The 25122-nt window shown below is 67.5% G+C and carries 20 protein-coding genes; 10 read left to right on the top strand and 10 right to left on the bottom strand.

Annotated elements, in window-relative coordinates; translation table 11 throughout:
- Positions 1 to 4: 4 nt before the first annotated feature.
- The 3 genes from ACQ1RG_RS10320 to ACQ1RG_RS10310 form a co-directional block, all read right to left on the bottom strand.
- Positions 5 to 1051: an ABC transporter permease gene (locus tag ACQ1RG_RS10320; RefSeq protein ID WP_101624514.1), complete on the bottom strand. Its 1047-nt coding sequence runs from the start codon at positions 1049 to 1051 to the stop codon at positions 5 to 7.
- A complete protein-coding gene (locus tag ACQ1RG_RS10315) occupies positions 1052 to 2575 on the bottom strand; it encodes a sugar ABC transporter ATP-binding protein (protein ID WP_101624513.1) in 1524 nt (507 codons plus the stop codon).
- A gap of 153 nt (positions 2576 to 2728) precedes the next feature.
- The gene (locus tag ACQ1RG_RS10310) at positions 2729 to 3451 is read right to left on the bottom strand and encodes a VIT1/CCC1 transporter family protein (RefSeq protein ID WP_009374730.1); all 723 of its coding nucleotides are present in this window, start codon (positions 3449 to 3451) and stop codon (positions 2729 to 2731) included.
- A 182-nt stretch (positions 3452 to 3633) separates the two neighbouring features.
- Here ACQ1RG_RS10310 and ACQ1RG_RS10305 point away from each other — a divergent pair, with 182 nt between their 5' ends.
- Positions 3634 to 4554, top strand: a complete 921-nt coding sequence (locus ACQ1RG_RS10305) for a VOC family protein (RefSeq protein WP_063250236.1) — start codon at positions 3634 to 3636, stop codon at positions 4552 to 4554.
- Between the two features lie 25 nt (positions 4555 to 4579).
- Here the strand turns inward: ACQ1RG_RS10305 and ACQ1RG_RS10300 are convergent, their stop codons facing one another.
- The gene (locus tag ACQ1RG_RS10300) at positions 4580 to 6787 is read right to left on the bottom strand and encodes a heavy metal translocating P-type ATPase (RefSeq protein ID WP_156491167.1); all 2208 of its coding nucleotides are present in this window, start codon (positions 6785 to 6787) and stop codon (positions 4580 to 4582) included.
- A gap of 179 nt (positions 6788 to 6966) precedes the next feature.
- On the opposite strand from ACQ1RG_RS10300, the gene ACQ1RG_RS10295 reads away from it, so the two are divergent.
- The 4 genes from ACQ1RG_RS10295 to ACQ1RG_RS10280 all read left to right on the top strand — a co-directional run bounded on the left by ACQ1RG_RS10295 (position 6967) and on the right by ACQ1RG_RS10280 (position 11706).
- On the top strand, positions 6967 to 8430 hold the full coding sequence (locus ACQ1RG_RS10295; RefSeq protein WP_009374727.1) for a GntP family permease: 1464 nt from the start codon (positions 6967 to 6969) through the stop codon (positions 8428 to 8430).
- On the top strand, positions 8427 to 9815 hold the full coding sequence (locus tag ACQ1RG_RS10290; RefSeq protein ID WP_009374726.1) for a four-carbon acid sugar kinase family protein: 1389 nt from the start codon (positions 8427 to 8429) through the stop codon (positions 9813 to 9815). The genes ACQ1RG_RS10295 and ACQ1RG_RS10290 overlap by 4 nt, the downstream gene beginning before the upstream one ends.
- Positions 9816 to 9868: 53 nt before the next feature.
- Positions 9869 to 10915 carry a 4-hydroxythreonine-4-phosphate dehydrogenase PdxA gene (gene pdxA / locus ACQ1RG_RS10285; RefSeq protein WP_009374725.1) on the top strand — a complete coding sequence of 349 codons (1047 nt, stop codon included), beginning with the start codon at positions 9869 to 9871 and terminating at the stop codon, positions 10913 to 10915.
- Positions 10916 to 10980: 65 nt separating this feature from the next.
- Positions 10981 to 11706 (top strand): DeoR/GlpR family DNA-binding transcription regulator, encoded by a 726-nt coding sequence (locus ACQ1RG_RS10280; protein WP_009374724.1) that lies wholly within the window; start codon positions 10981 to 10983, stop codon positions 11704 to 11706.
- Between the two features lie 6 nt (positions 11707 to 11712).
- Here ACQ1RG_RS10280 and ligD read toward each other — a convergent pair whose 3' ends face one another.
- The 4 genes from ligD to ACQ1RG_RS10260 form a co-directional block, all read right to left on the bottom strand.
- Entirely contained in the window at positions 11713 to 12624 is a 912-nt protein-coding gene (gene ligD / locus ACQ1RG_RS10275; RefSeq protein ID WP_009374723.1) for a non-homologous end-joining DNA ligase, read from the bottom strand.
- Positions 12625 to 12693: 69 nt separating this feature from the next.
- Positions 12694 to 13590, bottom strand: a complete 897-nt coding sequence (locus ACQ1RG_RS10270; RefSeq protein ID WP_009374722.1) for a dioxygenase — start codon at positions 13588 to 13590, stop codon at positions 12694 to 12696.
- Positions 13591 to 13645: 55 nt separating this feature from the next.
- Positions 13646 to 14725 (bottom strand): maleylacetate reductase, encoded by a 1080-nt coding sequence (locus tag ACQ1RG_RS10265; RefSeq protein ID WP_009374721.1) that lies wholly within the window; start codon positions 14723 to 14725, stop codon positions 13646 to 13648.
- Positions 14722 to 16611 carry an FAD-dependent oxidoreductase gene (locus ACQ1RG_RS10260; protein ID WP_009374720.1) on the bottom strand — a complete coding sequence of 630 codons (1890 nt, stop codon included), beginning with the start codon at positions 16609 to 16611 and terminating at the stop codon, positions 14722 to 14724. The genes ACQ1RG_RS10265 and ACQ1RG_RS10260 overlap by 4 nt, the downstream gene beginning before the upstream one ends.
- A 155-nt stretch (positions 16612 to 16766) precedes the next feature.
- On the opposite strand from ACQ1RG_RS10260, the gene ACQ1RG_RS10255 reads away from it, so the two are divergent.
- The 5 genes from ACQ1RG_RS10255 (at position 16767) to ACQ1RG_RS10235 (ending at position 22752) form a co-directional block, all read left to right on the top strand.
- Positions 16767 to 17732, top strand: a complete 966-nt coding sequence (locus ACQ1RG_RS10255; RefSeq protein WP_040340906.1) for a helix-turn-helix transcriptional regulator — start codon at positions 16767 to 16769, stop codon at positions 17730 to 17732.
- 106 nt (positions 17733 to 17838) lie between these two features.
- Positions 17839 to 18717 (top strand): VOC family protein, encoded by an 879-nt coding sequence (locus ACQ1RG_RS10250; RefSeq protein ID WP_131248394.1) that lies wholly within the window; start codon positions 17839 to 17841, stop codon positions 18715 to 18717.
- Between the two features lie 73 nt (positions 18718 to 18790).
- Positions 18791 to 19633, top strand: coding sequence for a fumarylacetoacetate hydrolase family protein (locus ACQ1RG_RS10245; protein WP_131248395.1), 843 nt, complete (start codon positions 18791 to 18793; stop codon positions 19631 to 19633).
- A gap of 120 nt (positions 19634 to 19753) precedes the next feature.
- Entirely contained in the window at positions 19754 to 20920 is a 1167-nt protein-coding gene (locus ACQ1RG_RS10240; RefSeq protein ID WP_063250231.1) for an acyl-CoA dehydrogenase family protein, read from the top strand.
- Between the two features lie 125 nt (positions 20921 to 21045).
- Positions 21046 to 22752: a class I adenylate-forming enzyme family protein gene (locus ACQ1RG_RS10235; RefSeq protein ID WP_063250230.1), complete on the top strand. Its 1707-nt coding sequence runs from the start codon at positions 21046 to 21048 to the stop codon at positions 22750 to 22752.
- 91 nt (positions 22753 to 22843) lie between these two features.
- Here the strand turns inward: ACQ1RG_RS10235 and ACQ1RG_RS10230 are convergent, their stop codons facing one another.
- Both ACQ1RG_RS10230 and ACQ1RG_RS10225 read right to left on the bottom strand, forming a co-directional pair.
- Positions 22844 to 23878, bottom strand: coding sequence for an IS30 family transposase (locus ACQ1RG_RS10230; RefSeq protein ID WP_009381402.1), 1035 nt, complete (start codon positions 23876 to 23878; stop codon positions 22844 to 22846).
- Positions 23879 to 23976: 98 nt separating this feature from the next.
- Positions 23977 to 25074, bottom strand: a complete 1098-nt coding sequence (locus tag ACQ1RG_RS10225; RefSeq protein ID WP_131248396.1) for a hypothetical protein — start codon at positions 25072 to 25074, stop codon at positions 23977 to 23979.
- Positions 25075 to 25122: the final 48 nt, after the last annotated feature.

The raw sequence follows: 25122 nt of genomic DNA, 5'->3' as shown, positions 1-25122 counted from the left end.
CTTCCTAGGTCGAGGACCCGCTCGCCGAGTTCTTCTTCCGGACGATGTCGAGGTAGACGGCGAGGAGGACGACGACGCCGATGGCGACCTGCTGCCATTCCTGGGCGACCCCTGCCATCCGCAGGCCGTTGTCGAGGACGGCCATGATGAGCGCGCCGATGACCGTGCCGATCATCGACCCCCGGCCGCCGGCGAGCGAGGTGCCGCCGATGATCACCGCGGCGATCGCCTGCAGCTCGATGCCGGCGCCGCCGGTGGGCTGAGCCGAGCTGAGACGGGAGGCCGAGAGCACCCCGGCGAGGCCGACGAAGAGGCCGCAGAGGACGTAGACGGAGATGAGCCACGCCCGGACGTTGACGCCCGAGAGCCGGGTGGCCCGCTCATTCGATCCGATCGCGAAGGCCGTGCGTCCGATGAGGGTGCGCTGCAGGATGATCACGGAGACGACGATGAGGACGAGGAAGAGCACGGTGCCCAGGGGCAGGCGCATCCCCGGCACGAGCGAGGCATTCATGATCGCCCCGAACCCCGGCTCTTCGGTGAAGTAGATCGGCTTCGTGCCGCTGATGACGAGGGAGAGCCCCTGCGTGACCATCATCATCCCGAGTGTGGCGATGAAGGACGGGAGCCCGAGGACGGCGACGTTGAATCCGTTGATGAGCCCGATGAGCCCGCCGAAGCCGATCGTCAGGGCGATGCCGACGGGCAGCGGCAGGCCCATGTTCGTGATGAAGACCCCGGCCATGACTCCGCAGAGGATCATGCCCGTTCCCACCGAGAGGTCGATGCCGCCGGTGATGATGATGAACGTGACGCCGAGGGCGAGCAGCCCGACCGTCGTCACCGTGGTGAGGATCGTCGAGAGGTTGGTCAGGGTGAGGAACGAGTCGGGATTGATGATCGCGAAGACGATGACGATGATGACGAGACTGGCGACGGCGAGCAGCTGCTGCAGCGAGTTGCGCCACCGGCTGCGGGTGCCCGCCGGCCGACTCGGCGACGACGCTGCGGTCGTCTGCGACGCGGGGGCGGAGGCGAGTTCGGTGTTCATTCAGGCCACGATTCCCATCGATTCGGTGTACCGGGTGGCGAGTTCCATGATCGAGTCCTGCGTCGCCTCGGCGGCGTCGAGGATGCCGGTGAGGTGGCCTTCGCTGAGCACCGCGATGCGGTGGGAGAGCAGGAGGACCTCGGGCAGTTCGGAGGAGATGACGATGATCGACTTGCCCTGCCGGCTGAGTTCGCGCAGGAGCGCGTAGATCTCCGCCTTCGCCCCGACGTCGATGCCGCGGGTGGGTTCGTCGAAGATGAAGACGTCGCAGTCGCGCACGAGCCATTTGGCGATCGCGACCTTCTGCTGGTTGCCGCCGGAGAGCCGCTCGAGGATCTGCTGGATCGACGGGGTCCGGATCTTCAGGGTGGAGACAAAGTCACGGGCAGCGGCGTCGATCCGCCGTTCGTCGGTGAAGCCGGCGCGGCTGAAGCGGCGCAGACTCGGCAGGGCGATGTTGTCGCGCACGCTCTGTCCGGTGAGGACGCCGAGCTGCTTGCGGTCCTCGGAGAGATAGCAGATGCCCATCCGTGCCGCGGCGGCGGGATTGGGGATGCGCACGCGCCTGCCTCCGAAGCGGATCTCGCCCGCCGAAAGCGGGTCGGCACCGATGATCGCCCGCGCCGTCTCCGTCCGCCCGGCGCCCATGAGCCCGGCCAGACCGAGGATCTCTCCGCGCCGCAGGCCGAAGCTGATGCCCTTGAGTTTCGCCTTCGTCGCCAGGTCGCGGACCTCGAGGACCACCTCGGCGGTGCCCTGATAGCTCGGGACCTCGGTGACGGCGTCGAGTTCGCGTCCGACCATCATCCGGATGACTTCGGGCATGTCCGTCGTCGCTGTGGGCACGGTTCCGATCTTCTCTCCGTCGCGGATGACGGTGATGCGCTGAGTGATCGCCTTGAGCTCGGGCATTCGGTGGGAGATGTAGATGACCCCGGTCTCGGGCGTGACGAAGCGGCGGATGAGGCCGTGGAGGATCTCGACCTCCTCATCGTTGAGGGCGGCGGTCGGCTCGTCCATGATGAGGATCCGCGCGTCCTGGTTGAGCGCTTTGGCGATCTCGACCATCTGCTGCGCAGCCACGGTGAGGCGACCGACGACCGCCTTCGGGTCGAGGGTGAGACCGAGCCTTGCCAGGAGCGCCGCGGCATCCCGGTTGAGCCGACGTTCGCTGATGAAGGGACCGATCCGCGGTTCCCGGCCGAGGTAGATGTTCTGGGCGACGGTGAGGTCGTCGACGAGGTTGAACTCCTGGTGGATGATCGCGATGCCGAGGCGTTCGGCCTCGGTCGTCGATCCGATGCACACCGGCTTCCCGTCGATGCGGAACTCTCCGGTGTCGGGCGTGTAGACCCCGGAGAGCAGCTTCATCAGCGTCGACTTCCCGGCTCCGTTCTCCCCGACGAGTCCGAGGACTTCGCCGGGGCGGAGATCGAGATCGACATCGGCAAGGGCGCGGACGCCGGGGAACGACTTCCCGGCGCCGCGGATGTCGAGCAGCGGGGTGCTCGCGGTATCTGACATCTGGCGGGACTCCTCATTGAATACCTAAGACATCCTATGTCTGTAGTTCAGACTAGATGCCTCGATCGTCAATGACAAGAATCTTCGCCAAACGTTTCCCATCCGATATGAGAATTACCTTCAATACATTGGATGACTTGCCGGACAAGGGAGTCAGCCCGTCGCGACTCCGAAGAGTAGGCCGATGAGGTAGGTCGCGACCATCGTCGCCGATCCCATGAGGACGTTGCGAATGACGGCGGGCCGCCTCGGTGCCCGTCCGAGGCCCGCACTGATCCACCCGGTGAGGAAGAGACCGACGACGACGGCCGCGGCCGCCACCCACACACGGTGGGCGCCGACGGGCAGGAGGATGAGGACGAGCGGGATGAGGGCGCCGGCGGTGAACGAGACGAACGAGGACGCCGCCGCCGCCCACGGATTCGTGAACTGCTCTGGATCGATGCCGAGCTCGACCTCGGCGTGGGCGGCCAGCGCATCCCGCTTCGTCAGCTCCACGGCGACTTCGCGGGCGAGCTCCGGCGAGAGCCCCTTCTCCTGGTAGAAGCCGGCGAGCTCGGCGAGCTCGTCGTCGGGCATCTCCGTGAGCTCCTGCTTCTCCTTGGCGATGAGCGCCTTCTCGGTGTCGCGCTGCGTGCTCACCGACACGTACTCTCCCCCGGCCATCGAGAACGCGCCGGCGACGAGGGCCGCGACGCCGGCGGTGGCGATCGCGGCGATGTTGTCCGGTGTCGCTGCGGCGACACCGATGACGACACCGGCGGTCGAGACGATGCCGTCGTTGGCACCGAGCACGCCCGCGCGCAGCCAGTTGAGCTTCTGACCGGTGCCGCGCTCGTGGGGTTCGTGGGGATGGGGCTGCCGTTGCGCTGTCATGTCCCCATCATCGTCTCCCCTCGCAGGCCCGGCAAGGATGCGCACGCTCCCCTACCCCGGGCGTGACCCGTCTGCGATGGGACCCCTCTCGCCCTGCGGGACTACGATGAGACTTCAGCGCCTCGGGCGACGTCAGCACCTCGGGCACAGCGGAGTCCGCCGGAGACAGCAAGGAGCAGGCCATGTCCACCGATCCCACCTCCGAGACGGCGCTCAGCGCCGATCTCGGCATGGACGCCGTCACCCTGCGCGTCGGCGACCTCGAGACGATGACCGACTACTACGCCGACGCACTCGCCCTCGAACCGCTCGAGGAGTCGAGCCGGGGGCGTGAGGTCCACCGGGCGCTCGGGCGCGGCAGGACGCCCATGGTCAAGTTCGTCGCGACGCCCGGTCTGCCCGGTGTCGACCCTCGGCAGGCGGGGCTCTTCCACACCGCGTTCCTCTTCGAGACACCGGAGTCGTTGGCCGCGACCGTCGCCCACGCCGCGGAGAACACGCGCAGCCGCTTCGTCGCCTCCCAGGACCACCTCGTCAGCCAGGCCTTCTACTTCACCGATCCGGAGGGCAACGGCATCGAACTCTACGTCGACCGCGATCGCGCCACGTGGGGCCACTCCCCCGACGGTGAGGTCGAGATGGATTCGATCCGGTTCGACCCCGACGCGTTCCTCCGTGAGCACCTGACGACCGACGCCCTCGCGCACACCTCGGAACTCGCAGGCACCGTCGGGCACGTCCATCTCCAGGTCGGCGACATCGAGAGGGCGCGGGCCTTCTACGTCGATGCCCTCGGGTTCGGCGTCACGCACTCGACGATGCCCGGGGCGCTCTTCGCCGGCGCGGGCGGCTACCACCACCATGTCGCGATGAACACGTGGAACAGCCTCGGCGCCGGACCGCGGGCGGCGAGCCTCGGCCTCGGGGACCTCGCGATCACCGTGCCGGGCCGCGATGACCTCGACGCCCTCGGGCAGCGTCTGCGTCGCCACTCCCTCGACTTCGCCGACGACGGACGCTCCCTGCGCCTCACCGACCCGTGGGGCACCCAGGTCACGGTCGCCGCCGGAGCGAGTGCGCTCGACGAGGTGCTCGAGCGCTGAGGCCCGAGCGCTGGGGCCGGGCGGTTCACCGCTCCGCGGCGGCGACCGCGGCCTCGGGGCTGAGGTCGAGGCGACGCAGCAGCTGCGCGTTGAGGGCGACGACGATCGTCGAGGCGGACATGAGGATCGCGCCGACGCTCATCGGCAGGACGAAGCCGATCGGGGCGAGGATGCCCGCGGCCAGCGGCACCGCGATGAGGTTGTATCCCGCCGCCCACCAGAGGTTCTGCTTCATCTTCCGGTAGCTGGCCCGGGAGAGCTCGAGGACGGAGAGGACGGACCGCGGATCGTCGGAGGCGAGGATGACGCCGGCCGAGCCGATCGCGACATCCGTGCCGGCGCCGATCGCGATGCCGACATCGGCCTGCGCGAGCGCCGGGGCGTCGTTGACGCCGTCGCCGACCATCGCCACCGTCTTGCCCTCCGCCTGGAGTTCGGAGACCTTCGCGGCCTTGTCCGCGGGACGGACTCCCGCGAAGACCCGGTCGATGCCGAGGTCACGGGCCACGGACCGGGCGACCGCCTCGGCGTCACCGGTGATCATGACGACCTCGATCCCCTGGTGGTGGAGTGCGTCGATTGCCTCCCGTGACTCCTGCCGGATCTCGTCGGCCAGGCGCAGGGCACCGACGACGGAGCCGTCGACGAGGACGTGGAGGATGATCGCCCCCTCACTGCGCCACTTCTCGGCGACCTGCGCCTCGGCGGCTCCGCGTTCGGTGAGCAGATGCGGTCCGCCGACCTCGACGACGGACCCGTCGACCTCGGCGCGCACGCCCACGGCCGGAGACGAGGAGAAGTTCTGCGCGCTCGGCACGCGCAGCCCCCGGTCCTCGGCTGCCCGAACGATGGCGCGGGCGAGCGGGTGCTCACTGTCGGTCTCGGCCGCTGCTGCCAGGGCGAGCACCTCGTCCTGGCCGCGCTCTCCCGTGGTCTCGACGGCGGTGACGGTCGGCTCGCCCTTGGTCAGGGTGCCGGTCTTGTCGAAGAGGACGGCGTCGACGGTGCGCATCGTCTCGAGCGCGAGACGGTCCTTGATGAGGACGCCGGCGCGGGCGGCGCGCTCCGTGGCGATCGAGACGACGAGCGGGATCGCCAGACCGAGCGCATGGGGGCAGGCGATGACGAGGACGGTGATCGTGCGGACCACGGCGGTGTCGGGCATGCCCACGAGCGTCCAGACGATCGCGGTGATGACAGCGGCGCCGAGGGCGAACCAGAACAGCCAGGCGGCGGCCCGGTCGGCCAGGCGCTGCGCGCGGGACGAGGAGTTCTGCGCGTCGGCGACGAGCTTGCGGATGCCGGCGAGGGCGGTGTCGTCACCGGTCGCGGTGATCTCGATGCGCACCCCGGAGTCCGTGGCGACGGTGCCGGCGACGACGGTGTCGCCGACGCCGCGGCGCACCGGGCGGGACTCGCCGGTGATCATCGACTCGTCCATCTCCGCGGTGCCGTCGACGATGCGGCCGTCGGCGGGAACCGCGGAGCCGGGACGGACGACGACGATGTCGCCGACGACGAGGTCCTCGGGTGAGACCGTGACCATCTGCCCGTCGACGACCTTGACCGCCTCGTCGGGCAGGAGGGCTGCGAGGCTGTCGAGCGCCGAGGTGGTCTGCGCGAGCGAGCGCATCTCGAGCCAATGGCCGGCGAGCATGATGACGATGAGGAGGGCGAGCTCCCACCAGAAGTCGAGCTCGGGGTGGAGGAGTCCGAGCGACGAACCCCATGAGGCGAGGAAGGCGACAGTGATCGCGAGCGCGATGAGGAGCATCATGCCCGGCTTGCGCGACCGCAGCTCGCTCAGCCCGCCGGTGAGGAAGGGCCGACCGCCCCAGACGTACATGACGGTGCCGAGGATCGGCGCGATCCAGCGCAGCCAACCCCACGGTCCCGACTCGGGCACCATGTAGCCGACGAGGTGGCCGAACATCGGGCTGAACGCGACGACGGGGACGGCGATGATGAGATTGACGACGAAGAGGCGGCCGAACACCGCGGCGTGCCCGCCGTGACCACCGTGGCCGGAGTGGTCGCCGTGGCCGGCGTGCTCGCCACGGCCCGCGTGATCGGAATGATCGCCATGGCTGGCGTGGTCGCCATGATCGCCGTGTTCCATACCGGAGTGGTCCATGTGCGAATGGTCCTCGCCGTGGTCCGTCGGAGCGTGGTCCATGTGCTCGTGACCGGCGTGCACATCGGTGCCCGTGTTGTCCTCGCGCTGTGTGTCCATACCTCGAACATATACCCCCCACGGGTATTATTCAAGGGCCAATCCGAGGTGATCTCGAGAAATTTTCTTTGCTTTCATGCGCATCTATGGCCCATACTTGCTCATACTGTGCAACTTCTGAGCCGGTTCAGTCGGCTCCCTGACCGGATCCCCCGGCCAGCCTCAACGTGGAGGAACCCATGGACCTGCAGCTCATCGCGGCACTCGTCGCCGGGATCGCGACGATCGTCATCATCGTTCTCGCGACCCGCCTCGACGCCTTCATCGCCCTGCTCATCGCCGCTCTCGTCACCGGCGTCGTCGCCGGTCAGGACCTGCTCTCCCTCATCGACGCGGTGACAACGGGCTTCGGCACCACGCTCGCGAGCATCGGCATCGTCATCGGCCTCGGCGTGGGCATCGGCAAGATCCTCGAGGTCTCCGGAGCCGCCGACTCCCTCGCCCGCGCGTTCCTCCGCGCCTTCGGCAAGGGACGCGAACCGTGGGCGATGGGATCGGTCGGCTCGCTCGTGTCGATCCCCGTCTTCTGCGACTCCGGGTACGTCATCATGAATCCGCTCGCCCGGTCGATCGCCCGCGTCAAGCGCGGCGGCTACATCACGCTCGCTCTTGCCCTCGGTGCCGGCATGACGCTCACCCACCACATGGTTCCGCCCACCCCGGGCCCGCTCGCTGCGACCGGCATCCTCGGTGCCGACATCGGCGGAGTCATCCTCACCGGCCTCGTCTTCACCGTCCTCCTCCTGCCCGTCGTCGTCATCTACGCGCGCTGGATCGGCCCGAAGCTCGAGCCGTACCTCAACGCCAAGGTCAGCCGCGACGTCTACGCAACGGCCGGCGTCGGAGCGGCGACCGCCTCGGCGACCACAGTCGACACGGTCACCGGGGACGAGGTGACGGTCACCGAGGAGACGACGACGGAGACTCCCGCAACCGCGGCCGGCGGGAAGAAGCCCGGGGCGTTCCTCGGCTTCCTCCCCCTCATCATCCCCCTCCTCCTCATCGTCGCGAACACCGTGTCGACGGCGATCGACCGCAACGCCCAGGGCGTGCTCTCCGGGGATGACTACGAACCCTCGAGCTGGGTCGCTCCGCTCGCATTCATCGGCAACCCCGTCGTCGCCCTCATCATCGGCCTCGTCCTCGCCGTCTACACCCTGCTGCCGCGGTTCACCCCGCGCTCGCAGGTCCAGAGCTGGCTCGCCGACGCCGCCGCCTCGGCCGGCCTCATCCTCCTCATCACCGGGGCCGGCGGCAGCTTCGGCATGGTGCTGCGCGAGTCGGGCGTCGGCGACGCCCTGGCGGAGGCGATCGCCTCGATCAGCCTGCCCGCGCTCCTCGTCCCGTTCATCATCGCCTCCCTCGTCCGCCTGGCCCAGGGGTCGGGCACGGTCGCGATGATCACCGCCGCCTCCGTCACCGCCCCGCTCATCGAGCCTCTCGGGCTCAGCCCGCTCGTCGCGGTCATGGCGTGCACGGCCGGGTCGATGGTCTTCTCCTACTTCAACGACTCATACTTCTGGGTCGTCACCCGCTTCGCCGGGCTCGACGGCATCCAGGCGATCAAGGGCTGGTCGGGGATCACGACCGCCGTGTGGCTCGGTTCCATTCCGCTGCTCTTCGTGCTCGACTTGGTCGTATGAACAGCGACCCGATCGAACCGGAGCACTCCCGGATCCTCATCGTCGCCGACGACCTCACCGGTGGGAACGCGTGCGGTGCCCTCTTCGCCGAGGCGGGGCTGCGCACGATCACCGTGACGGGGACGAGTCCGCACGAGAGGGTCGACCTCGACGTCCTCCTCGACGACTACGACGCCGTCGTCCTCAACGCCGACTCGAGGCACCTTCCCGCCCGGAAGGCCGCCGAACTCACCGATGCCCTCATCCGCGTCGCCGGCGACGTCGACCTCCTCGCGTGCCGGATCGACACGACCCTGCGCGGCAACGTCGGGGTCACCGCCGAGGCGGCGCTCGAGGCCCGCCGACAGCTGGCTCAGGCAGCCGGCGGGGTGCCCCGCCGGGTCATCGGTCTGTGCGTGCCCGCCTTCCCTGCCGCCGGACGCACCACGGTCCAGGGCCTCCAACTCCTCGACGGCACGCTGCTCGAGCACACCGAGCTCGCCCGAGACGTGCGCTCGCCGATGCGGACCTCGGAGGTCGACCGGATCCTCGAAGACGGCACCGACCTCGAATGCCACCTCATCGAGCTCTCCCGGGTCCTGCAGGGCCGACGGGCCGTTCGCGCCGGGGTGATCTCCGGCATCTCCTCCGGTGCCGACGTCATCGTCGTCGATGCCCTGACCACCGAGCACATCGAGCTCGTCGGGTCCGTCGTCGCCTCGGTGACACGCGAGATCGCGGACATCCCCGCAGACGCCCCCGGCGAGCACGCTCGGCTCCACGCGAATCTGCGCCACGGCGAGGTCCTCGACTGGGTGACGATCGATCCCGGTCCCGGCAGCCTCGCCCTCGCCAGGTCCCTGCTGCCCACCCGTTCCCGCGGGGTCGTCTTCGGGATCTCCGGCTCGGCGACCGAGGTCACCCGGGCACAGCTGGCGACCCTGAGCGAGGATCCGTCCGTCTGCGTGGTCCGCACGGTCCTTGACGGCGAGGGCCTGCCCGACGTCGAGGCCACACTGGCACGGATCGGGTCGGTCACCTCGGCGAAGGCGGTCATCGTCGCCACCGTCACCGAGGCCTCCGACGTCGTCGACCTCACCGATGCCGCGGCGGAGGAGACGACGCGCAGGCTGGCTGAGATCGCGGGGATCGTCATGGAGGCCCCCGAGGTCACCGGCCTCTACACCACCGGCGGGGACGTCACCGCCGCGGTGATGTCCGCAGTCGGGGCGGTGGGGATGGAGATCGAGAAGGAGATCATCCCCCTCGCCGTCGGCGGTCGCCTCGTCGGAGGCCGTGCCGACGGAATGCCCATCGTCACCAAGGGCGGGCTCATCGGCGACTCCGGCACGGCCGCGCTCTGCCTCGACTACCTCATGGCGACCTCGCGGGTCGGTGCGGGATGAGACCCCGTCCACCCGACCTCCCACCCCTTTCGCCCCCAGAGAAGGAGCATGACATGTCCGCACCCGTCCTCGCCGTCACCGTCGGAGACCCCGTCGGGATCGGTCCCGAGATCACCGCACAGGTGCTCGCCGAATTCGCCGGGCAGGGCGACCAGCACGGCATCGCCGTCGCCGACCTCGCGGTCATGCGGCGCGCCGTCGACGTCCTCGGACTCGACGTCGAACTGCGGGCCGTGAGCGACTGGTCGACCGCCTCGGCGGGGGAAGGCGTCATCGACGTCTTCGACTTAGGCGTCCTCGGTGACGATCTGCCCGACTGGGGCGTCGTCGACGCCCGCGCGGGACGAGCGGCGGTGACGGCGATCGAGGTCGCGACGAAGGCGGCGATGGACGAGGAGATCGCCGGCATCGTCACCGGCCCGATCAACAAGGAGGCCGTGTGGGAGTCGGGGTCGGTCCACCTCGGGCACACGGAGATGCTCGGTGAGCTCACCGGGGTGACGAAGCAGGACACGATGTTCGTCGTCGAGGACACGAAGATCCCCGATCACAGGCTCCAGATCTTCTTCGCCACGCGGCACATGTCCCTGCGGCGGGCCATCGACGCGCTCACGGTCGAGACGCAGGTCGACTCGATCGAACGCGCCCACCGCGCCCTTCAGCTCTACGGGGTGACCGAGCCCCGGCTCGCCGTCGCCGCCCTCAACCCGCACGGCGGAGAGAACGGGGCGTTCGGGGATGAGGAGATCGAGATCCTCCGCCCCGCCGTCGAGGCGGTCAACGCCTCCCGCGGCTTCGACGTCGCCGGCCCCATCCCCGCCGACTCCGTCTTCCATCAGGGCCTGACCGGTCGCTTCGACGGGATCCTCTCGCAGTACCACGATCAGGGCCACATCGCCGCGAAGACCTACGATTTCGACGGGACGATCTCGGTCACGGTGGGCCTGCCGATCCTGCGCACCTCGGTCGATCACGGCACCGCATTCGACATCGCCGGGCAGGGACTCGCCGACGCGGGCACGATGCGCTCGGCCTACCGGGCAGCGATCGGCTACGCTCCCTTCGTCGACGGGATCCGCGCGGAGTACCTGCCGCGGTGACAGAGTCCGCGGCAGGTTTCACCGACCTGCCGAGGTGAGGGCGAACGAGAAGGGAGAGGTGTGCGATGGCGATCCGCACGGGCACGCAGCGGCGACGTGACGACATCATGTCCCTGCTCAAGACCGGGTCCTGGTCGATTCCGCGCCTGGCCGCCGAACTCGGAACCTCGGAGTCGACGATCCGGCGGGACCTGCGGGAGATGGCCGAGGCCGGAGAGGTCATCCGCACGATCGGCGGAGCAGCTGCCGCCGGCTACGTCGAACCTCCGCTGGGTGAGCGGATGGAGCTCAACGCCGAGGCGAAGGACGTGATCGCGGCGGCCGCGGCGGACCATCTCTCCGACCCGAGCGTGCGCACGGTCTTCCTCGACGCTGGGTCGACGACGGTGCGCCTGGCCGAGCGCATCCGCGATCGCAGCGACCTCACCGTCATCACCCGCGGGCTTGAGATCGCCCTCACCCTCGCCCACCCCGAGGGCCCGACGGTCGTCATGGTCGGCGGCGAGGTCTCGACGATGTCGCACGGCACGACGGGAGCGCTCTCCGACCATGCCCTGTCCCGGATCCACGTCGACTTAGCCTTCCTCGGCGCCGACGCCATCGACCCGGCCGTCGGCCTCGGTGAGCCGACTCTGGCCGAAGCGCGGACGAAGGAGCTCATCGCCGAACGCGCCCGGCAGGTCGTCGTCCTCGCCGACTCGTCGAAGGACGGCCGTGAGGTCGCAGCATGGGCACCGATGCCCGCAGGATGGATCTGGATCGACGAGACGGGTGGAGGCACGACCGGCTGAGCGGGCTCAGGTGCCGCTCAGCCGCTCGAGCCTTTCCATCGCCCTGCTCAGGCCCTGCCGGTGCCGGGCGATGCCCGCCCACGGATCGCCGTGGGTCTTCAGGCGCCGGGCGGCGGAGGCGATCGTGAACTCCTGCGGTGCGACGGTGTCCACCTCGTCCCAGGTGATCGGCATCGACACCGGCGCTCCCGGACGCGCGCGCACCGCGAAGGGCGGCACGGCCGTCTGCGCGTAGGCGTTGCGGGCGACGTCGAGGTAGACCCGGTCACCCCGCTTCGCCTTGCGCGCCGCTGTGGTGAGCAGGTCGCGGTCGCGGGCGACGAGGACCTCGGCGAAGCGGTGGGCGAAGTCGCGGACGACGTCGAAGTCATGGTCGGGGCGCAGGGGAATCATGACGTGGTAGCCGCGGGATCCAGTCGTCTTGACGAAGGCCGTGAGTCCGAGCTCCGCGCAGAGCTGCCCGACCATCGTCGTCGCCCGGCGCACCGCCTCGAGTCCCGGCACAGTCGGGTCGAGGTCGACGATGAGCTGGTCGGGCCGCTCGAGGTCGGCCGCGGTCGAGAGCCACGTGTGCGGAGTCAGGCACGCCTGGTCGGCGAGATAGACGAGCGTCTGCGTGTTGTCGATGGCCACCTGGTCCTGGCTGCGATGCTCGGTCTCGACATCGACCCGCACCCGGTGGACGAAGTCCGGGAAGTACGCGGGTGCCCGCTTCTCAAAGAACGATTCCCCGTCGATGCCGTGGGGGAAGCGCTCCATCGAGATCGGCCGGCCCCGGGTGTGAGGCAGCATCGCCACGGCGATGTCGGCACAGTAGCGGGCGAGATCGGCCTTCGTCACCGGTGGGCCGTCAGGGCCGAAGAGCACCTTGTCCGCGTGGTCGATCCTCACCTGCGCGATCCGCACCGTCTCGCCCATCACCGCTCCTCTGTCGCCGAGTCACCGTGCCTCGCAGTATTCGCGCTCGCGCCCCCCCCTGGCAACCCCTCACGCTCCTTCGGGGGCGAGGACAATGTCGAAGCGGGCCCGCGACCATGAGGCGTCGCCGAGATCGCGCCCGTCGGGCGTCGGCGTCCCCGGCTCCTGCTGTTCGAAGTCCTTGATGAGCGACTCCTTGACGCCGAACACCGAGTCGGTGGCGAGCAGTTCGTCGCCGGTGACGAAGATGTGGGTGACGAGTGTGCGCAGTCCGGGGGCGGTGACCATGAAGTGGAGGTGACTCGCGCGCATCGGCGACCGGCCGGTGGCCGCCAGCAGTGCGCCGACCGGGCCGTCGTCGGGGATGGGATACGGGGTGGGGGTGAGTCCCCAGAACCGGAACGATCCGTCGTCCTCGGAGAAGAGATGGGCGCGTCCGTAGACGCGCTCGTCATCGTGCTGGACGTCGTAGAGGCCGTCCTCGTCGGCCTCCCACACCTCGATCCGCGCTCCTGGCACCGGGTTGCCGTCCGTGTCCCGGACGACGCCCTCGACCCAGGCCGGCTGCCCCACTCCCCCGCCGGCGATGTCGCCGCCGTTGTCGATGCGCGGGGCGTCGTCGACGAAGAACGGGCCGAACACCGTGGCCTCGGTCGCGTCCTTGTACGGAGTGTTGCTCACGTTGATCGTCTGCATCGACGCCCCGAGGACGTCGGAGAGGAGGATGAATTCCTGCCTGCGGTCATCGGTGATATGGCCGACGGCGGTGAGGAAGGCGATCGCCTGGTTCCATTCCTCCTCGGTCAGCCGCACGTCGCGGATGAAGCCGTGGAGGTGGGTGACGAGGGAGGTCATGAGCTCCTTGAGCCGCTCGTCGGAGGTGCCTGAGAACGAGGCGATGACCGTCTCGGTCAGGCGCTGCTCGACCTCTTCGGGAGTGAGGTTCGAAGGGGTGGTGCTGGTCATGGTGTCGCTCCTTCGTTTCGGCGGCGCTCGTGCTGTGCGCCGCAGTGGGTTCGCATCAGGCTCTCTTCGCAGCGGACGTCGGTTCGTCACCGCGGAGGGCCGCGGTGAGCAGGTTGGTGAGGTTCTCCTTCGTCACTGCCCGCGGGTTGTCCTCGGGGATCGCGTCCAGGGACAGATCGACCGCCTCGGCGATGTCGGCCTCGGTGAAGCCGAGCTCGGACAGGGCCCGCGGGGCACCGACGGCCTCACGGAGGCGTTCGAGTCCGGCGACGGCGGTCGGCGCCCCGAAGGCCTCGGCCATGCGGGTCTCGGCCTCGGGGACGGCCGGGGCGTTGAAGGCGAGGACGTAGGGAAGCAGGGTGGCATGGGTCTGGGCATGAGGGAGGTCGAAGGTGCCGCCGAGGACGTGGGCGATCTTGTGGTGCATGCCCGACCCCGCCGAGGCGAAGGCCACGGCGGCGAGGTAGGCACCGTAGAGGGTGTCCTCGAGGCCGGTGAGGTCCTCGCCGTCGGGGTCGAGCCGGGGAAGCCCGAGGGTCAGTGCCCGGATTCCCTCGAGGGCGAGCGCACGGTTGATCGGGTCGGCTCGCGGCGCCCACATCGAATCGATGCAGTGGGCGAGCGCGTTGAGGCCGGAGGCCACGGCGAGGTCGTGGGGCAGATCGGCGAGCAGGGTGGCATCGTAGACGACGGTTCTCGGCAGCACGGCGTCGTCGGTGCCCGTGCGTTTGCGGGCGTTCTCCGTCCTCCCCCACACGTTCGTCGCCTCGGAACCGGCGAAGGTCGTGGGCACGGCGATGATGGGGATCCGGGTCTCGAGGGCGACCGCCTTGGCCAGCCCGGTCGCCGATCCCCCGCCGACGCTGACGACGAGGTCGATTTCGGCCTCTTGGGCGGCGGCCACGGCCCGGTCGGCCACCTCGGCGGGGACGTGCATGACGACCTCGCGGTGCCACAGCGCGACGGGGAAGTGGGAGGAGAAGTCGCTCACCTTGTCGGCGGCGGATCCGGAGACGATGACCATGATGCGTTCGGCACCGAGGCGCTCGATCTCCTCGGCGATCCGGGCCGCGGCCTGTCCGGGGGCGAAGACGACGCGCTGGCCGAGCGTCGTGTGGGTGAAGTCAAGGCTCATGCCGGTTCCTCCTGCTTCTCGAGTTGTTCGGCGGCGGCAGACTCTGCCGCCTCCGGAGCACCGGCGTCCGCGGCACTCGCGCGCACTGAGCTTCCGCTGCGGGAGAGGACGGCGGTGAGTGCCGCCTCGAGGTCGGCTGCGGGGTCGGCGGGAAGGCTCTCAACCCGCCACGCGATGTGCTTGTCGGGGCGGACGAGGATCGCGCCGTCCTCGGCGGTGCCGCGTATCCGGTCCCAGTCGAAGTAGAGGTCGGTGATGTCGCGGTCGGGTCCGATGACGACGGTCTCGACGTCGACGCCGAGGCGGTCGCTCACCTCACGTGCCGCATCCTCCCAGGCCGCGCCAGTGGTGCCGGTGATGAGGGTGAAGCGGGAGTAGGGCGCGAGGTCGTGGGTCGAGTGCTTGTCGATCCAGTTGCCCACCCACGCGTGCGGCAGACGGACCCCGGGGTCCGTGCACGCTTCGTAGTAGAGCTCGGGGTCGCGCGGGTTGGGGGTCTGCGCGCGCCCGTCGGCGACGACGGCGGTCGAGGCGTAGCGCTGCCCGAGTTCGACCCCGTAGGCGTTGAACTCGTAGTTCTTCAGCTCCATCGCCGCTTTGACCTGTCGGCGGCGCTCGGCACCGGCAGGGGTCGCGTCCTTGCGGGAGGCGATCGCCGCGGTCATCTCCTCCTCGGACTGTCCCGGTTCGAGGCCGAGGGCTGCGAAGAGCTCACCGAACTCACGCCCGGACTGGTTGGCGCGAGTGACGATCTGCTGGGCCACCGGGGCCCGTTCGCTCGAGTAGGTCTCGAGCAGCTCCTCCCCCGCCGTGCCGCGCAGCACCGCCGCGAGCTTCCACGCGAGGTTGTAGGAGTCCTGGATCGACGTGTTCGATCCCAAGCCGTTCGACGGCGGGTGCTTGTGCACGGCGTCGCCGGCGCAGAAGACGCGCCCCGACTGCAGGCGGGAGGCGTACTGCTCGTTGTTGCCCCACAGGGAGATGCCGGTGATCTCGGCGTCGAGTTCGGGGTCGCCGATGAGATTGCGCACGATCTCGAGGGCGTCGGCCTCGGTGACCTCCGGCACCCCCTGGGTGATGTCGAAGCCCCAGACGATGAGCCATTCGTTCCACGGCCTGACCATGCGCACGAGCCCCGCACCGATCCCGCCGATGTTCGAGCCGGGTTGGATCACCCAGTAGAGGACAGAGGGACGGTGACCGACGAGCTTCTCGAGGTCGGCTGTGAACGTGATGTTCATCGACCCGGCGATGTCCATCTCCCCGACCATCGGCAGGTCGATGTCGGCGGCGACCTTCGACCGGGCTCCGTCGGCGCCGATGAGGTAACTCGCGCGGATGAGCTGGGTGCGACCGGTCAGTCGGTCGAGGACGGTGACGTCGACGTGGTCGGGATGCTGGACGTGGGAGAGGTACTCGGTGGAGAAGCGGGTCTGCGTCCCTCGCATCGTCGCGTTCTTCACGAGGATCGGCTCGAGGTAGGTCTGCGGGATGTCGCAGTTGAGGGAGGGCGAGGCGAGTTCGTAGTCGGCGTGCCGGGCCGGATGGTTGCCCCACGTGAGGATGCGTCCGATCTCCTCCCCGGCGATCGAGGTGCAGAAGACGGTGTCGCCGATCATCTCGTGCGGGGTCGCCTCGGCGAGCACCTGATCCTCGATGCCGACGTCGCGGAAGATCTCCATCGTCCGCTGATTGGTGATGTGGGCGCGTGGGGTGTTCGCCGTCCAGCGGTACTTCGTGATCATGACGTTGTCGACGCCGAGGGTCGAGAGGAAGAGTGCGGCGGAGGCTCCGGCCGGTCCCGAGCCGACGATGAGGACGTCGGTGTCGACGGCATCGCCGTCGGGGGTCGCGGTCTCTGCGACGCCGTCGTTGAAGATGACCATGGTGGTGCTCCTTGTCTTGCTGCTGCGGTGGAACAGGACAACTGAGACCGAGCGTGGCAGGTCGGGTGCTCCCCGTCACCCCGCCGAGGCGATCGTGGCCGAAATCGTCAAAAACGTGAGAGCGGCGTCACACTCCGGCGTCTACCATGGTGTCCATGTCTGCAGGAGCTGAGACAGGGAGCGTGCTCGCACGGTTCTCGACCGGGTCGGTGCCTGCGCACCAGCGGGTCGAGGGCTGGGAGGCGTACCACGCCTCGACGCTCGTGGGCCTGCGCACCGAACACGCCGTGGGCGCGCGGTTCCGCGCGCAGACCTCGACGCTCGAGCTGCCGCGGATGCGCATCGCCAGGGTCACGGGAAGCCCGCATACGGTCCGGCGGGAGTCGGCCGACATCGCCGCCCACCCGGTCTCCGGGGCACTCGTCTACCTTCCGCTGACCGGGTCGAGCAGATTCTCCCACCGCTTCGGACGGCTCGAGATCAGCCCCGGGCGCGGTGTCGTCTTGAGCGGAGACACTTCGTTCACCCGCGAACTGAGCACCGGAGTCGACGAGATCGTCGTCAGGCTTCCCCGCGAATCGCTCCTCGAGCTCACCGGCGCGGCCTCGTGGCGTCGACCGACGCCGCTCGTCACCGGGCACGGGTCGCCCCGCGATGCCGCAGGCCGCGAGTTCGCCCACATCGCCGATGCCCTGGCGGCCCGCGGACTGCGCGGAGGCTCCCGCCTCGACGAGCGCATGCTCGACCTGCTCGCCACCCTGCTCACCGACGCCACAGGAGACGCCGGAGCTCTCGACGAGGCGCGAGCGCTCATCAGCGAGCACCACCGCGATCCCGGACTCACGGCTTCCCGGATCGCCCGGCGCGTTGGACTCTCCGAACGCCACCTCTCACGACTCTTCGCCGAGGCGGGCCACAGCGTGCCGGAGACAGTGCTCGCCTACCGACTCGAGACGGCTCGGGACCTGCTCGCCGACCCACGTGCCCAGGAGATGAGCATGGCCGAGGTCGCCGCGGCCAGCGGATTCCGCTCGCAGGCGCAGTTCTCCCGCAGCTACCGACAGCGCTTCGGCTCGAGCCCTCTGCGGGACCGGAAAGCCCTGGTCAGCCTGCCTTCGTGACGTCGAGTTCGAGCACATCCGTGACCGCACCCTTGATTGTCCGGGATTCACTGCTATCGTATTGAGCATAATCATTATGATTTATTGACTCGAAGAGGAGTGGACCATGTCGGCAGAAGGATCAGTCTCAGAGATCGGGTACGTCTCCCTGCACACCCGCGACCTCGGCGCGACACTGACGAACGCGATCGACGTCTTCGGGCTCGTCGAGTCGGATTCATCCGGCAAGAAGGCGTTCCTCACGGCACAGAACAAGCACCACGAGATCGTCTACACCCAGTCGGACAAGGACGCCCTCGACCACACCGGGCTCATCGTCGACAGCACCGCCGAACTCGAGGCGATCCGCGAGAAGGTCGCCCGCGGCGGCTACCAGGTCATCTCCGAGCAGCCGATCGAAGACCACATCGAAGAGGGCTTCGCCTTCGTCGGCCCTGAGGGCTTCACATGGCAGATCTACACCGAGAAGCTCGACTACAGCATGCTCAAGCGCGGATCGAGCGCTCCGGACCGCCTCGGGCACACGAACATCCAGGTTCGGGATGCCCTCACGCAGCGCGACTTCCTCCACGACGTCTTCGGCTTCGTCGTTTCCGACCAGATCGGCAATGAGAACTTCTTCATGCGCTGCAACAACGATCACCACGGCATCGCGGTCTTCACCTCGAACAAGACCGGCATCCACCACCATGCCTGGCAGGCGGGCAACGTCTTCGACCTCATGCGCCTCGGCGATCGCCTGGCACGTCGCGGTGCCCGGCTGGCATGGGGGCCGGTGCGCCACGGTGCCGGCGACAACGTCGCCGTCTACTACGTCGAACCCAACGGCACGGTCATCGAGTACTACTGCGACATGGAGACGATCCGCGACAAGGGCCGGCCGGCCAGACACTGGGATCCCGACGACCTCTACTGGATCAACCAGTGGGACGGCCAGGTGCCTCCCGGCATCCTCGATCACGGGGTCGCCAACGTCGACCGCTGAGGCGCTGCCCACCGAACCTCGACACCCAGGGACCGCCACCCTGCGAACCGACTACTCACAGACAAGGACAACCATGAGACTCGCCAATCACAGCTCCCGCGCCGTCATCCTCACCTCCGACGGTGAGGGCATCGACGTCGCGACCGCCAGCGAGGGCCGCTTCGGCCCCGACATCCAGGACGTCTACGACCAGTGGGACGACTTCCTCGCCTGGGCACCCGATGCCGCCGGGGAGACCGTGAGCATCGACCCCACGCAGCTCGGGGCGGTCTCGCCAAGACCCCTGCAGTCGATGGGGGTCGGCCTCAACTACGACGAGCACGTGACCGAGAGCGGATTCGACCGACCCGACTCGCTGCCGCCGGTGTTCCCGAAGTTCCAGTCCTCGATCACCGGGCCGTACACGACGGTGGCCCTCGTGCCAGAGGGCCGAAACGACTGGGAGGCCGAACTCGTCATCGTCATCGGGCGCGAAGCCCATGACATCCCGACGGGCACCGGCTGGGACTACGTCGCCGGCGTCACCGTCGGCCAGGACATCTCCGAACGGACCACCCAGCTCGAAGGGCCGGCCCCGCAGTTCGGTCTCGGCAAGTCGTTCCCCGGCTACTCGCCGCAGGGGCCGTGGCTCGTCACGCCCGACGAGCTGCCCGATCGCGACGACCTCGCGATCACCTGCACGCTCGACGACGAGGTCGTCCAGTCCGGCCGCACGAGCCAGATGATCTTCGACGTCCCCGCCCTCGTCGAGAGCCTCTCCCGCATCCTCACCCTCTCCCCCGGCGATGTCATCTACTCCGGCACCCCCTCGGGCGTCGGGTTCACCCGCGAACCGCCGAAGCTCCTCCAGCCCGGTCAGGTCCTCGTCTCCACGATCGAGGGCATCGGTGAGATCCGGCAGGAATTCAACGGCTGAGCCGCCGCTTGACCGTCCCCGACCCCGGTGCGAGACTGAACGAACGATCAGTGATCGCGGTCACCGCCTCGGCGAGGATGCCGAAGGCCTGCGATCCGGCACCCACGGAGGACGGACTCAGTGAAGCGGAACCTGTACGACGACGACCACGAAGCCTTCCGCGCGACCGTCGCGGCTTTCCTCGACCGTGAGGTCGTCCCCCACGTCGAGGAGTGGGAGGAGAACCACCTCGTCGATCGTGGGATGTGGGTCAAGGCCGCCGAGGCGGGCGTCATCGGCCTGGCCATCCCCGAGGAGTTCGGGGGTGCCGGGGTCGCGGACTTCCGGTTCGAGATGGTCCGGTCCGAGGAGATCGCCCGCCGAGGCGTCGGCGGGGTGACCGGCGGATGGGGCGTCTCCGACGGCATCGTCCCCGGCTACCTCATGGCCTTCGGGACGCAGGCCCAGAAGGAGAAGTACCTCACCGGTCTGGCCTCGGGGGCGATGATCGGGGCGATCGCGATGACCGAGCCCGGCGCCGGTTCCGACCTCCAGGGGATCACGACGAAGGCGGTCCGCGACGGTGACGAATGGGTGATCAACGGCGCGAAGACGTTCATCACCAACGGCCACCACGCCGACTTCGTCATCGTCGTCGCCCGCACGAACCCCGACGTCAAGGCCGCGCGCGGGACTTCGCTGTTCATCGTCGACGCCGACACCCCGGGATTCGAGCGCGGACGCAAGCTGGCGAAGCTCGGACTCGAGGCCCAGGACACCGCGGAGCTCTCCTTCACCGATGTCCGTGTCCCCGCCGATGCACTGCTCGGGGAGCTCGACGGGGGCTTCGTCCATCTCATGGTCAACCTGCCCACCGAGCGCCTCCTCATCGGGTCGGGAACGCTCGCCGCGGCACGCGCGGCCCTCGAATGGACCGGCGAGTACGTCTTCTCACGGCCGGCCTTCGGGCAGACGATCGGCGACTTCCAGAACACCCGGTTCGAACTCGCCGAGCTCGAGACCCGCGTCGACGCCCTCGAGGCCTTCATCGACCGCTGCGCGCTTGCGCTCAATGCCGGCGAGCTCACCGCCGTCGATGCGGCGAAGGCGAAGTACCTCGGCTCCGACCTCTCGATCGAGGTCATCGACCGGTGCCTGCAGCTCTTCGGAGGCTACGGCTACATGCTCGAATACCCCATCGCCCGCGCCTTCAAGGACAACCGGATCCAGGCGATCTTCGGCGGCGCGAATGAGGTGATGAAGGAGCTCATCGGGCGCGACATCGCCCAGCGGAACCGTCCTGCATGATCGACCGTTGACTCCCCCGCCGCGGGTGAATAGGGTGAGAACCACTGAACGAATGTTCACTCGGAGGGTCAGCGCAGACTTCCCGACGACGCACCCCCACCGACGACGCTGGAGGAAGTGACGCAATGAGCTCATGGTTCGACGCCCGCCCGTGGCTGCAGACATGGGGCGACATCGCCCCGATACCCCACACCCTGGAGACCTCGACACCATTGCGAGACCTCGCGGCGACCGTCGCCGCCCGCGGCGAGAAGACCGCGGTGAGCTACTACGGCTACGAGCCGACATGGACCGACTTCGATCGGGACTCGACGGCGTTCGCCGCGTATCTGTCCGAGCAGGGCATCGGGCGCGGGGACCGGGTCGGGATCTACGACCAGAACACGCCGGCGTTCATGATCGCGACCTACGGGATCTGGAAGGCCGGCGGTGTCGTCGTTCCCCTCAACCCGATGTACCGCGGGGAGCTCGAGCACGTCTTCGCCGATGCCGACATCCAGGCCCTCGTCGTCTCGAAGGCGGCCTACCTCGATCGGGTGAAGCCGTATGCGGAGTCGATCCCCACCGTGGTCCTCGCGGACGACCGCGGCTACCAGGTCACCGGCCCGGAGTCGATCTTCGGAATGTTCGACGGACTTCCTGGGAGGCCTGGGGTGAGCGGGGATCCGGAGACCGGCGACGACCTCGGCGGTCCCGACTTCCAGGCGGTCGTCGAGGAGCATCGCGACACCGGCTTCACCCCCGCCGATCCGTCGCCGGAGGATGAGGCGATCGTCGTCTACACCTCGGGCACGTCGGGGCGGTCGAAGGGAGCGTCGGGCTCTCACGCCTCGGTGTCGAGCAATTCCCGCTACAACGTCCGCAATCCGCTCTTCGAACCCGGTGACGGCTATCTCACGCTCGCGCCGATCTTCCACATCACCGGGTTCATCTGCCTCTTCATCGCCGGTGTCTCCGGGGGTGCGAGGCTCATCGCCAACTACCGGTTCGAGCCCGCGTCGTTCCTCGCACTCCTCGTCAACGAGCGACCGACGTACATGGCGGGACCGGCGACGGTGTTCACGGCGATGCTCGCCCATCCTGCGGTCACACCGGACCACTTCGCCTCGTTCAAGCGTGTGATGTCCGGTGGCGCACCCCTTCCCGAGGGGTTGGTGCGGAAGTTCGAGGAGAGGTTCGGGGTGGCGATCGGTCAGGGATACGGGCTCACGGAGACGGTCGGGCAGGCGGCTGCGGTGCCCGCAGGTCTGCAGGCTCCCGTCGATCCTGACAGCGGCAACCTCTCGTGCGGTCTGCCGCAGCCGGACACGATGATCCGCATCCTCGATGACTTCGGCGAACCTCTCGGCCCTGGTGAGGTCGGTGAGGTCGCGATCTCGGGGCCGGAGGTCGTCTCGGAGTACATCAACAATCCTGCGGCCACGGATGAGAACCTGCCCGGCGGCGAGCTGCGCACCGGGGACGTCGGGTACATGAATGAGGACGGCTGGCTCTTCATCGTCGACCGGAAGAAGGACATGATCAACGCTTCGGGCTACAAGGTGTGGCCGCGAGAGGTCGAGGATGTCCTCTACACGCATCCGGCCGTCCAGGAGGCAGCGGTCGTCGGGATCCCCGACGAGTACCGCGGGGAGGATGTCGCCGCGTTCGTCACCCTGCAGCCGGGCACCGAGGCGACCGCCGAGGAGATCATCGCCTACTGCCGGGAGCGGCTCGCCTCGTTCAAGGCACCCCACCAGGTGACGTTCATCGACGAGCTGCCGAAAACGAGTTCGGGCAAGATCCTGCGCCGCACGATCCGCGCCGATGCCGCCGAGTATACGAAGAGCTAAACAATGGCCATTCCCCAGAATCGTAATCTACGTCCAGCTTCTTTTACGCATACCCATGAGTAACGATTTACACGAAAAGCAACAGGCGATGTCAAGGCGTCGAAGCAACATGGGGCTCGCCGGCGAGCAGTCGAGCGAATGCCTCGGTGGGCGTGAGATAGCCCAGTCGGCGGCGGGGTCGATTGTTGATCTCCTCGGCGATGGTGGTGAGGTAGGGCTGGTGATCGGGGATCACCGTGCCCTTGGGCAGATACTCCCGGTAGAGCCGGTTCGTGTTCTCGTTGCTGGGCCTCTGCCAGGGCGAGTGGGGATCGGCGAAGTAGACCGGCATCGCCGTGGCCAGGGAGACCTTCGCGTGCTGGGCCATCTCGCTGCCCTGGTCCCACGCCAACGATGCCTTCATCATCTCGGGCAGGTCGTTGAAAAACTCGATGACCGCGTCAGCGGTTGGCTCGGCGTGTTTCGAGGGCAGGGCCAGCAGCCCGGTGAACCCGCTCATCCGCTCCACCAGCGTCGCCGCGCACGAGGTGCCGTTCTTCCCGATGATCAGGTCACCCTCCCAGTGCCCCGGCACCCGACGCTGGGCGGCGTCCTCACCTCGCTCCGCGATCGGGACCATACCTACGATTGGGCCACCGCGCGTCCGCCCGGTCGTACGTGGTCGGCGCTTGGTCCGCTTGGACTGCAGGAAGATGCCCTTGCGGGCGAGCTCACCCTTCGGGATTGCGTAGATGTACTGGTAGATAGCCTCACCGGAGACGGTTCGGCCGCGTGCGTCAGGAGAGTTCGCCATGCGTTCAACGGTCGGGTCTGTCGCCTCCAGACGCAACCGGCCCGCTATCTCGTTCGGCGTCCAGGACGCGGCCAGGTCGGCGTCCACCCTCGCCTGCAGCACCGGATCCCCCGCGACCTTCCGCTGCTGCGGGCGAGCTCGCCGACGCTGCGCTCTGACGTCTGCGGTCACGGCCTGGTAGCCGCGGGTCTTCGTCGAGTTCCGGTGAAGCTCCCGCGAGATCACCGACGGGCAACGCCCCAGGTGACGGGCGATCCTCCGCACCGACCAGCCCGCTTTCGAGGCCGCCGAGATCTCCGACCTGTCGCTGAACGACAACCCCACCCGCGCCATCTGCACACTCCACCGATCAGACCCCCGCCGACCGGGAGTGTTGCTTCGACGCTATGACACCACCACATACTTTCGCACAAAATGCGTGCACTCAGATTCTAAGGGCTCGCCGGTTTCAGCCAACGTTCGTTTACATCTAACCAATTGTCAATCGAAATCAGTCTCCTATTGACAATCTTCTCTTGTCGAACTTTGATCGCTTCCCCTAGTCGCGAAGATGAGTATACAAATTTTTCAATAGCCACAAATACAATTACCACCAAAACGCCGACAGTTATCAAATCTGGCAAACTGATAGACGAACCAGAACTGGCCGACAGCGCCCCAGTCACAGCAACAGCCATCCCAACCGACAATGCCTCAAGAATTCTCAGCAGAATATACAATCCTCTATTTGCATTGCGACCTCGCAGCCAGTTGCTCCACGAAGAAACCCGAAGATAAACAAGAAATAGGGTGCATATTATTCCGTAGGTACACGACACCACCAAGAACCCTGCAATGATCTCGTATGGGAGGCGAGATATAGATGTAACTACCGAAAGAACTGCAACCAACAAAATTGCACAGCCGCAAACTATCGTATAAGGATTGCGCCCGCGATCGGTCGCGCCATCTCGTAAACTGTCGAGAAGCTCCTTCACCTTCTCGCGCTCCAGCATGTTCTCTTCCCTAGCCTTCGAACGAGAAAATCGACTTGGCCCCATCGACGCCGAGGTCAGAATGCAGATAAATGTTCCAAGCAGGCTAATAAATACGACACCTAAACTCGTCTCACGTGGGCCCACGGACACAAAACGAGTCAGTGACGACAACGCAACAGTTGAAAAATAAGCAGCAAAAATAAGATTCAAGAAATCAACATAATTACGTACATCTCCCGCCTCGTCTTCCTCGCCCCACGTCAGCGACTCTGACCTTCTTGATCCAAATGCCGCAAGGGCCACTCCAATGGCGGTTATACCGACAACCTGACCTGGATATCCATATCCATTATCAACGAACTCTCGCAGAATTGATTGAGCCCACCCTGCCTGGACAGCCCGATAGTCATCTCCGATAAAAATTGAAAATATAAATGGGAAGACGATGACGATCGGAACCACAAGAGAAGCCACCATAAATGTTGACAACGCCACTCGCCCATGAATAGCGGAAACTCGGCGCTGGTTAGAATTTCGTGACTTCAAGTTCATATTAGCCCACTCTTGTACTGTGTGATTGGTGGATACTGACAGCTGAGT

It is taken from the genome of Brevibacterium sp. K72, from assembly GCF_050562175.1.
Classification (GTDB): domain Bacteria; phylum Actinomycetota; class Actinomycetes; order Actinomycetales; family Brevibacteriaceae; genus Brevibacterium; species Brevibacterium casei.
Note: the sequence above shows the minus strand (reverse complement) of the source record. Positions and strands in the feature narration are given on the sequence as shown.

Coding starts and splice junctions, on each gene's coding strand:
- ACQ1RG_RS10320 (WP_101624514.1), bottom strand. CDS start 1,051: ATGAACACCGAACTCGCCTCCGCCCCCGCGTCGCAGACGACCGCAGCG.
- ACQ1RG_RS10315 (WP_101624513.1), bottom strand. CDS start 2,575: ATGTCAGATACCGCGAGCACCCCGCTGCTCGACATCCGCGGCGCCGGG.
- ACQ1RG_RS10310 (WP_009374730.1), bottom strand. CDS start 3,451: ATGACAGCGCAACGGCAGCCCCATCCCCACGAACCCCACGAGCGCGGC.
- ACQ1RG_RS10305 (WP_063250236.1), top strand. CDS start 3,634: ATGTCCACCGATCCCACCTCCGAGACGGCGCTCAGCGCCGATCTCGGC.
- ACQ1RG_RS10300 (WP_156491167.1), bottom strand. CDS start 6,787: ATGGACACACAGCGCGAGGACAACACGGGCACCGATGTGCACGCCGGT.
- ACQ1RG_RS10295 (WP_009374727.1), top strand. CDS start 6,967: ATGGACCTGCAGCTCATCGCGGCACTCGTCGCCGGGATCGCGACGATC.
- ACQ1RG_RS10290 (WP_009374726.1), top strand. CDS start 8,427: ATGAACAGCGACCCGATCGAACCGGAGCACTCCCGGATCCTCATCGTC.
- pdxA (WP_009374725.1), top strand. CDS start 9,869: ATGTCCGCACCCGTCCTCGCCGTCACCGTCGGAGACCCCGTCGGGATC.
- ACQ1RG_RS10280 (WP_009374724.1), top strand. CDS start 10,981: ATGGCGATCCGCACGGGCACGCAGCGGCGACGTGACGACATCATGTCC.
- ligD (WP_009374723.1), bottom strand. CDS start 12,624: ATGGGCGAGACGGTGCGGATCGCGCAGGTGAGGATCGACCACGCGGAC.
- ACQ1RG_RS10270 (WP_009374722.1), bottom strand. CDS start 13,590: ATGACCAGCACCACCCCTTCGAACCTCACTCCCGAAGAGGTCGAGCAG.
- ACQ1RG_RS10265 (WP_009374721.1), bottom strand. CDS start 14,725: ATGAGCCTTGACTTCACCCACACGACGCTCGGCCAGCGCGTCGTCTTC.
- ACQ1RG_RS10260 (WP_009374720.1), bottom strand. CDS start 16,611: ATGGTCATCTTCAACGACGGCGTCGCAGAGACCGCGACCCCCGACGGC.
- ACQ1RG_RS10255 (WP_040340906.1), top strand. CDS start 16,767: ATGTCTGCAGGAGCTGAGACAGGGAGCGTGCTCGCACGGTTCTCGACC.
- ACQ1RG_RS10250 (WP_131248394.1), top strand. CDS start 17,839: ATGTCGGCAGAAGGATCAGTCTCAGAGATCGGGTACGTCTCCCTGCAC.
- ACQ1RG_RS10245 (WP_131248395.1), top strand. CDS start 18,791: ATGAGACTCGCCAATCACAGCTCCCGCGCCGTCATCCTCACCTCCGAC.
- ACQ1RG_RS10235 (WP_063250230.1), top strand. CDS start 21,046: ATGAGCTCATGGTTCGACGCCCGCCCGTGGCTGCAGACATGGGGCGAC.
- ACQ1RG_RS10230 (WP_009381402.1), bottom strand. CDS start 23,878: ATGGCGCGGGTGGGGTTGTCGTTCAGCGACAGGTCGGAGATCTCGGCG.
- ACQ1RG_RS10225 (WP_131248396.1), bottom strand. CDS start 25,074: ATGAACTTGAAGTCACGAAATTCTAACCAGCGCCGAGTTTCCGCTATT.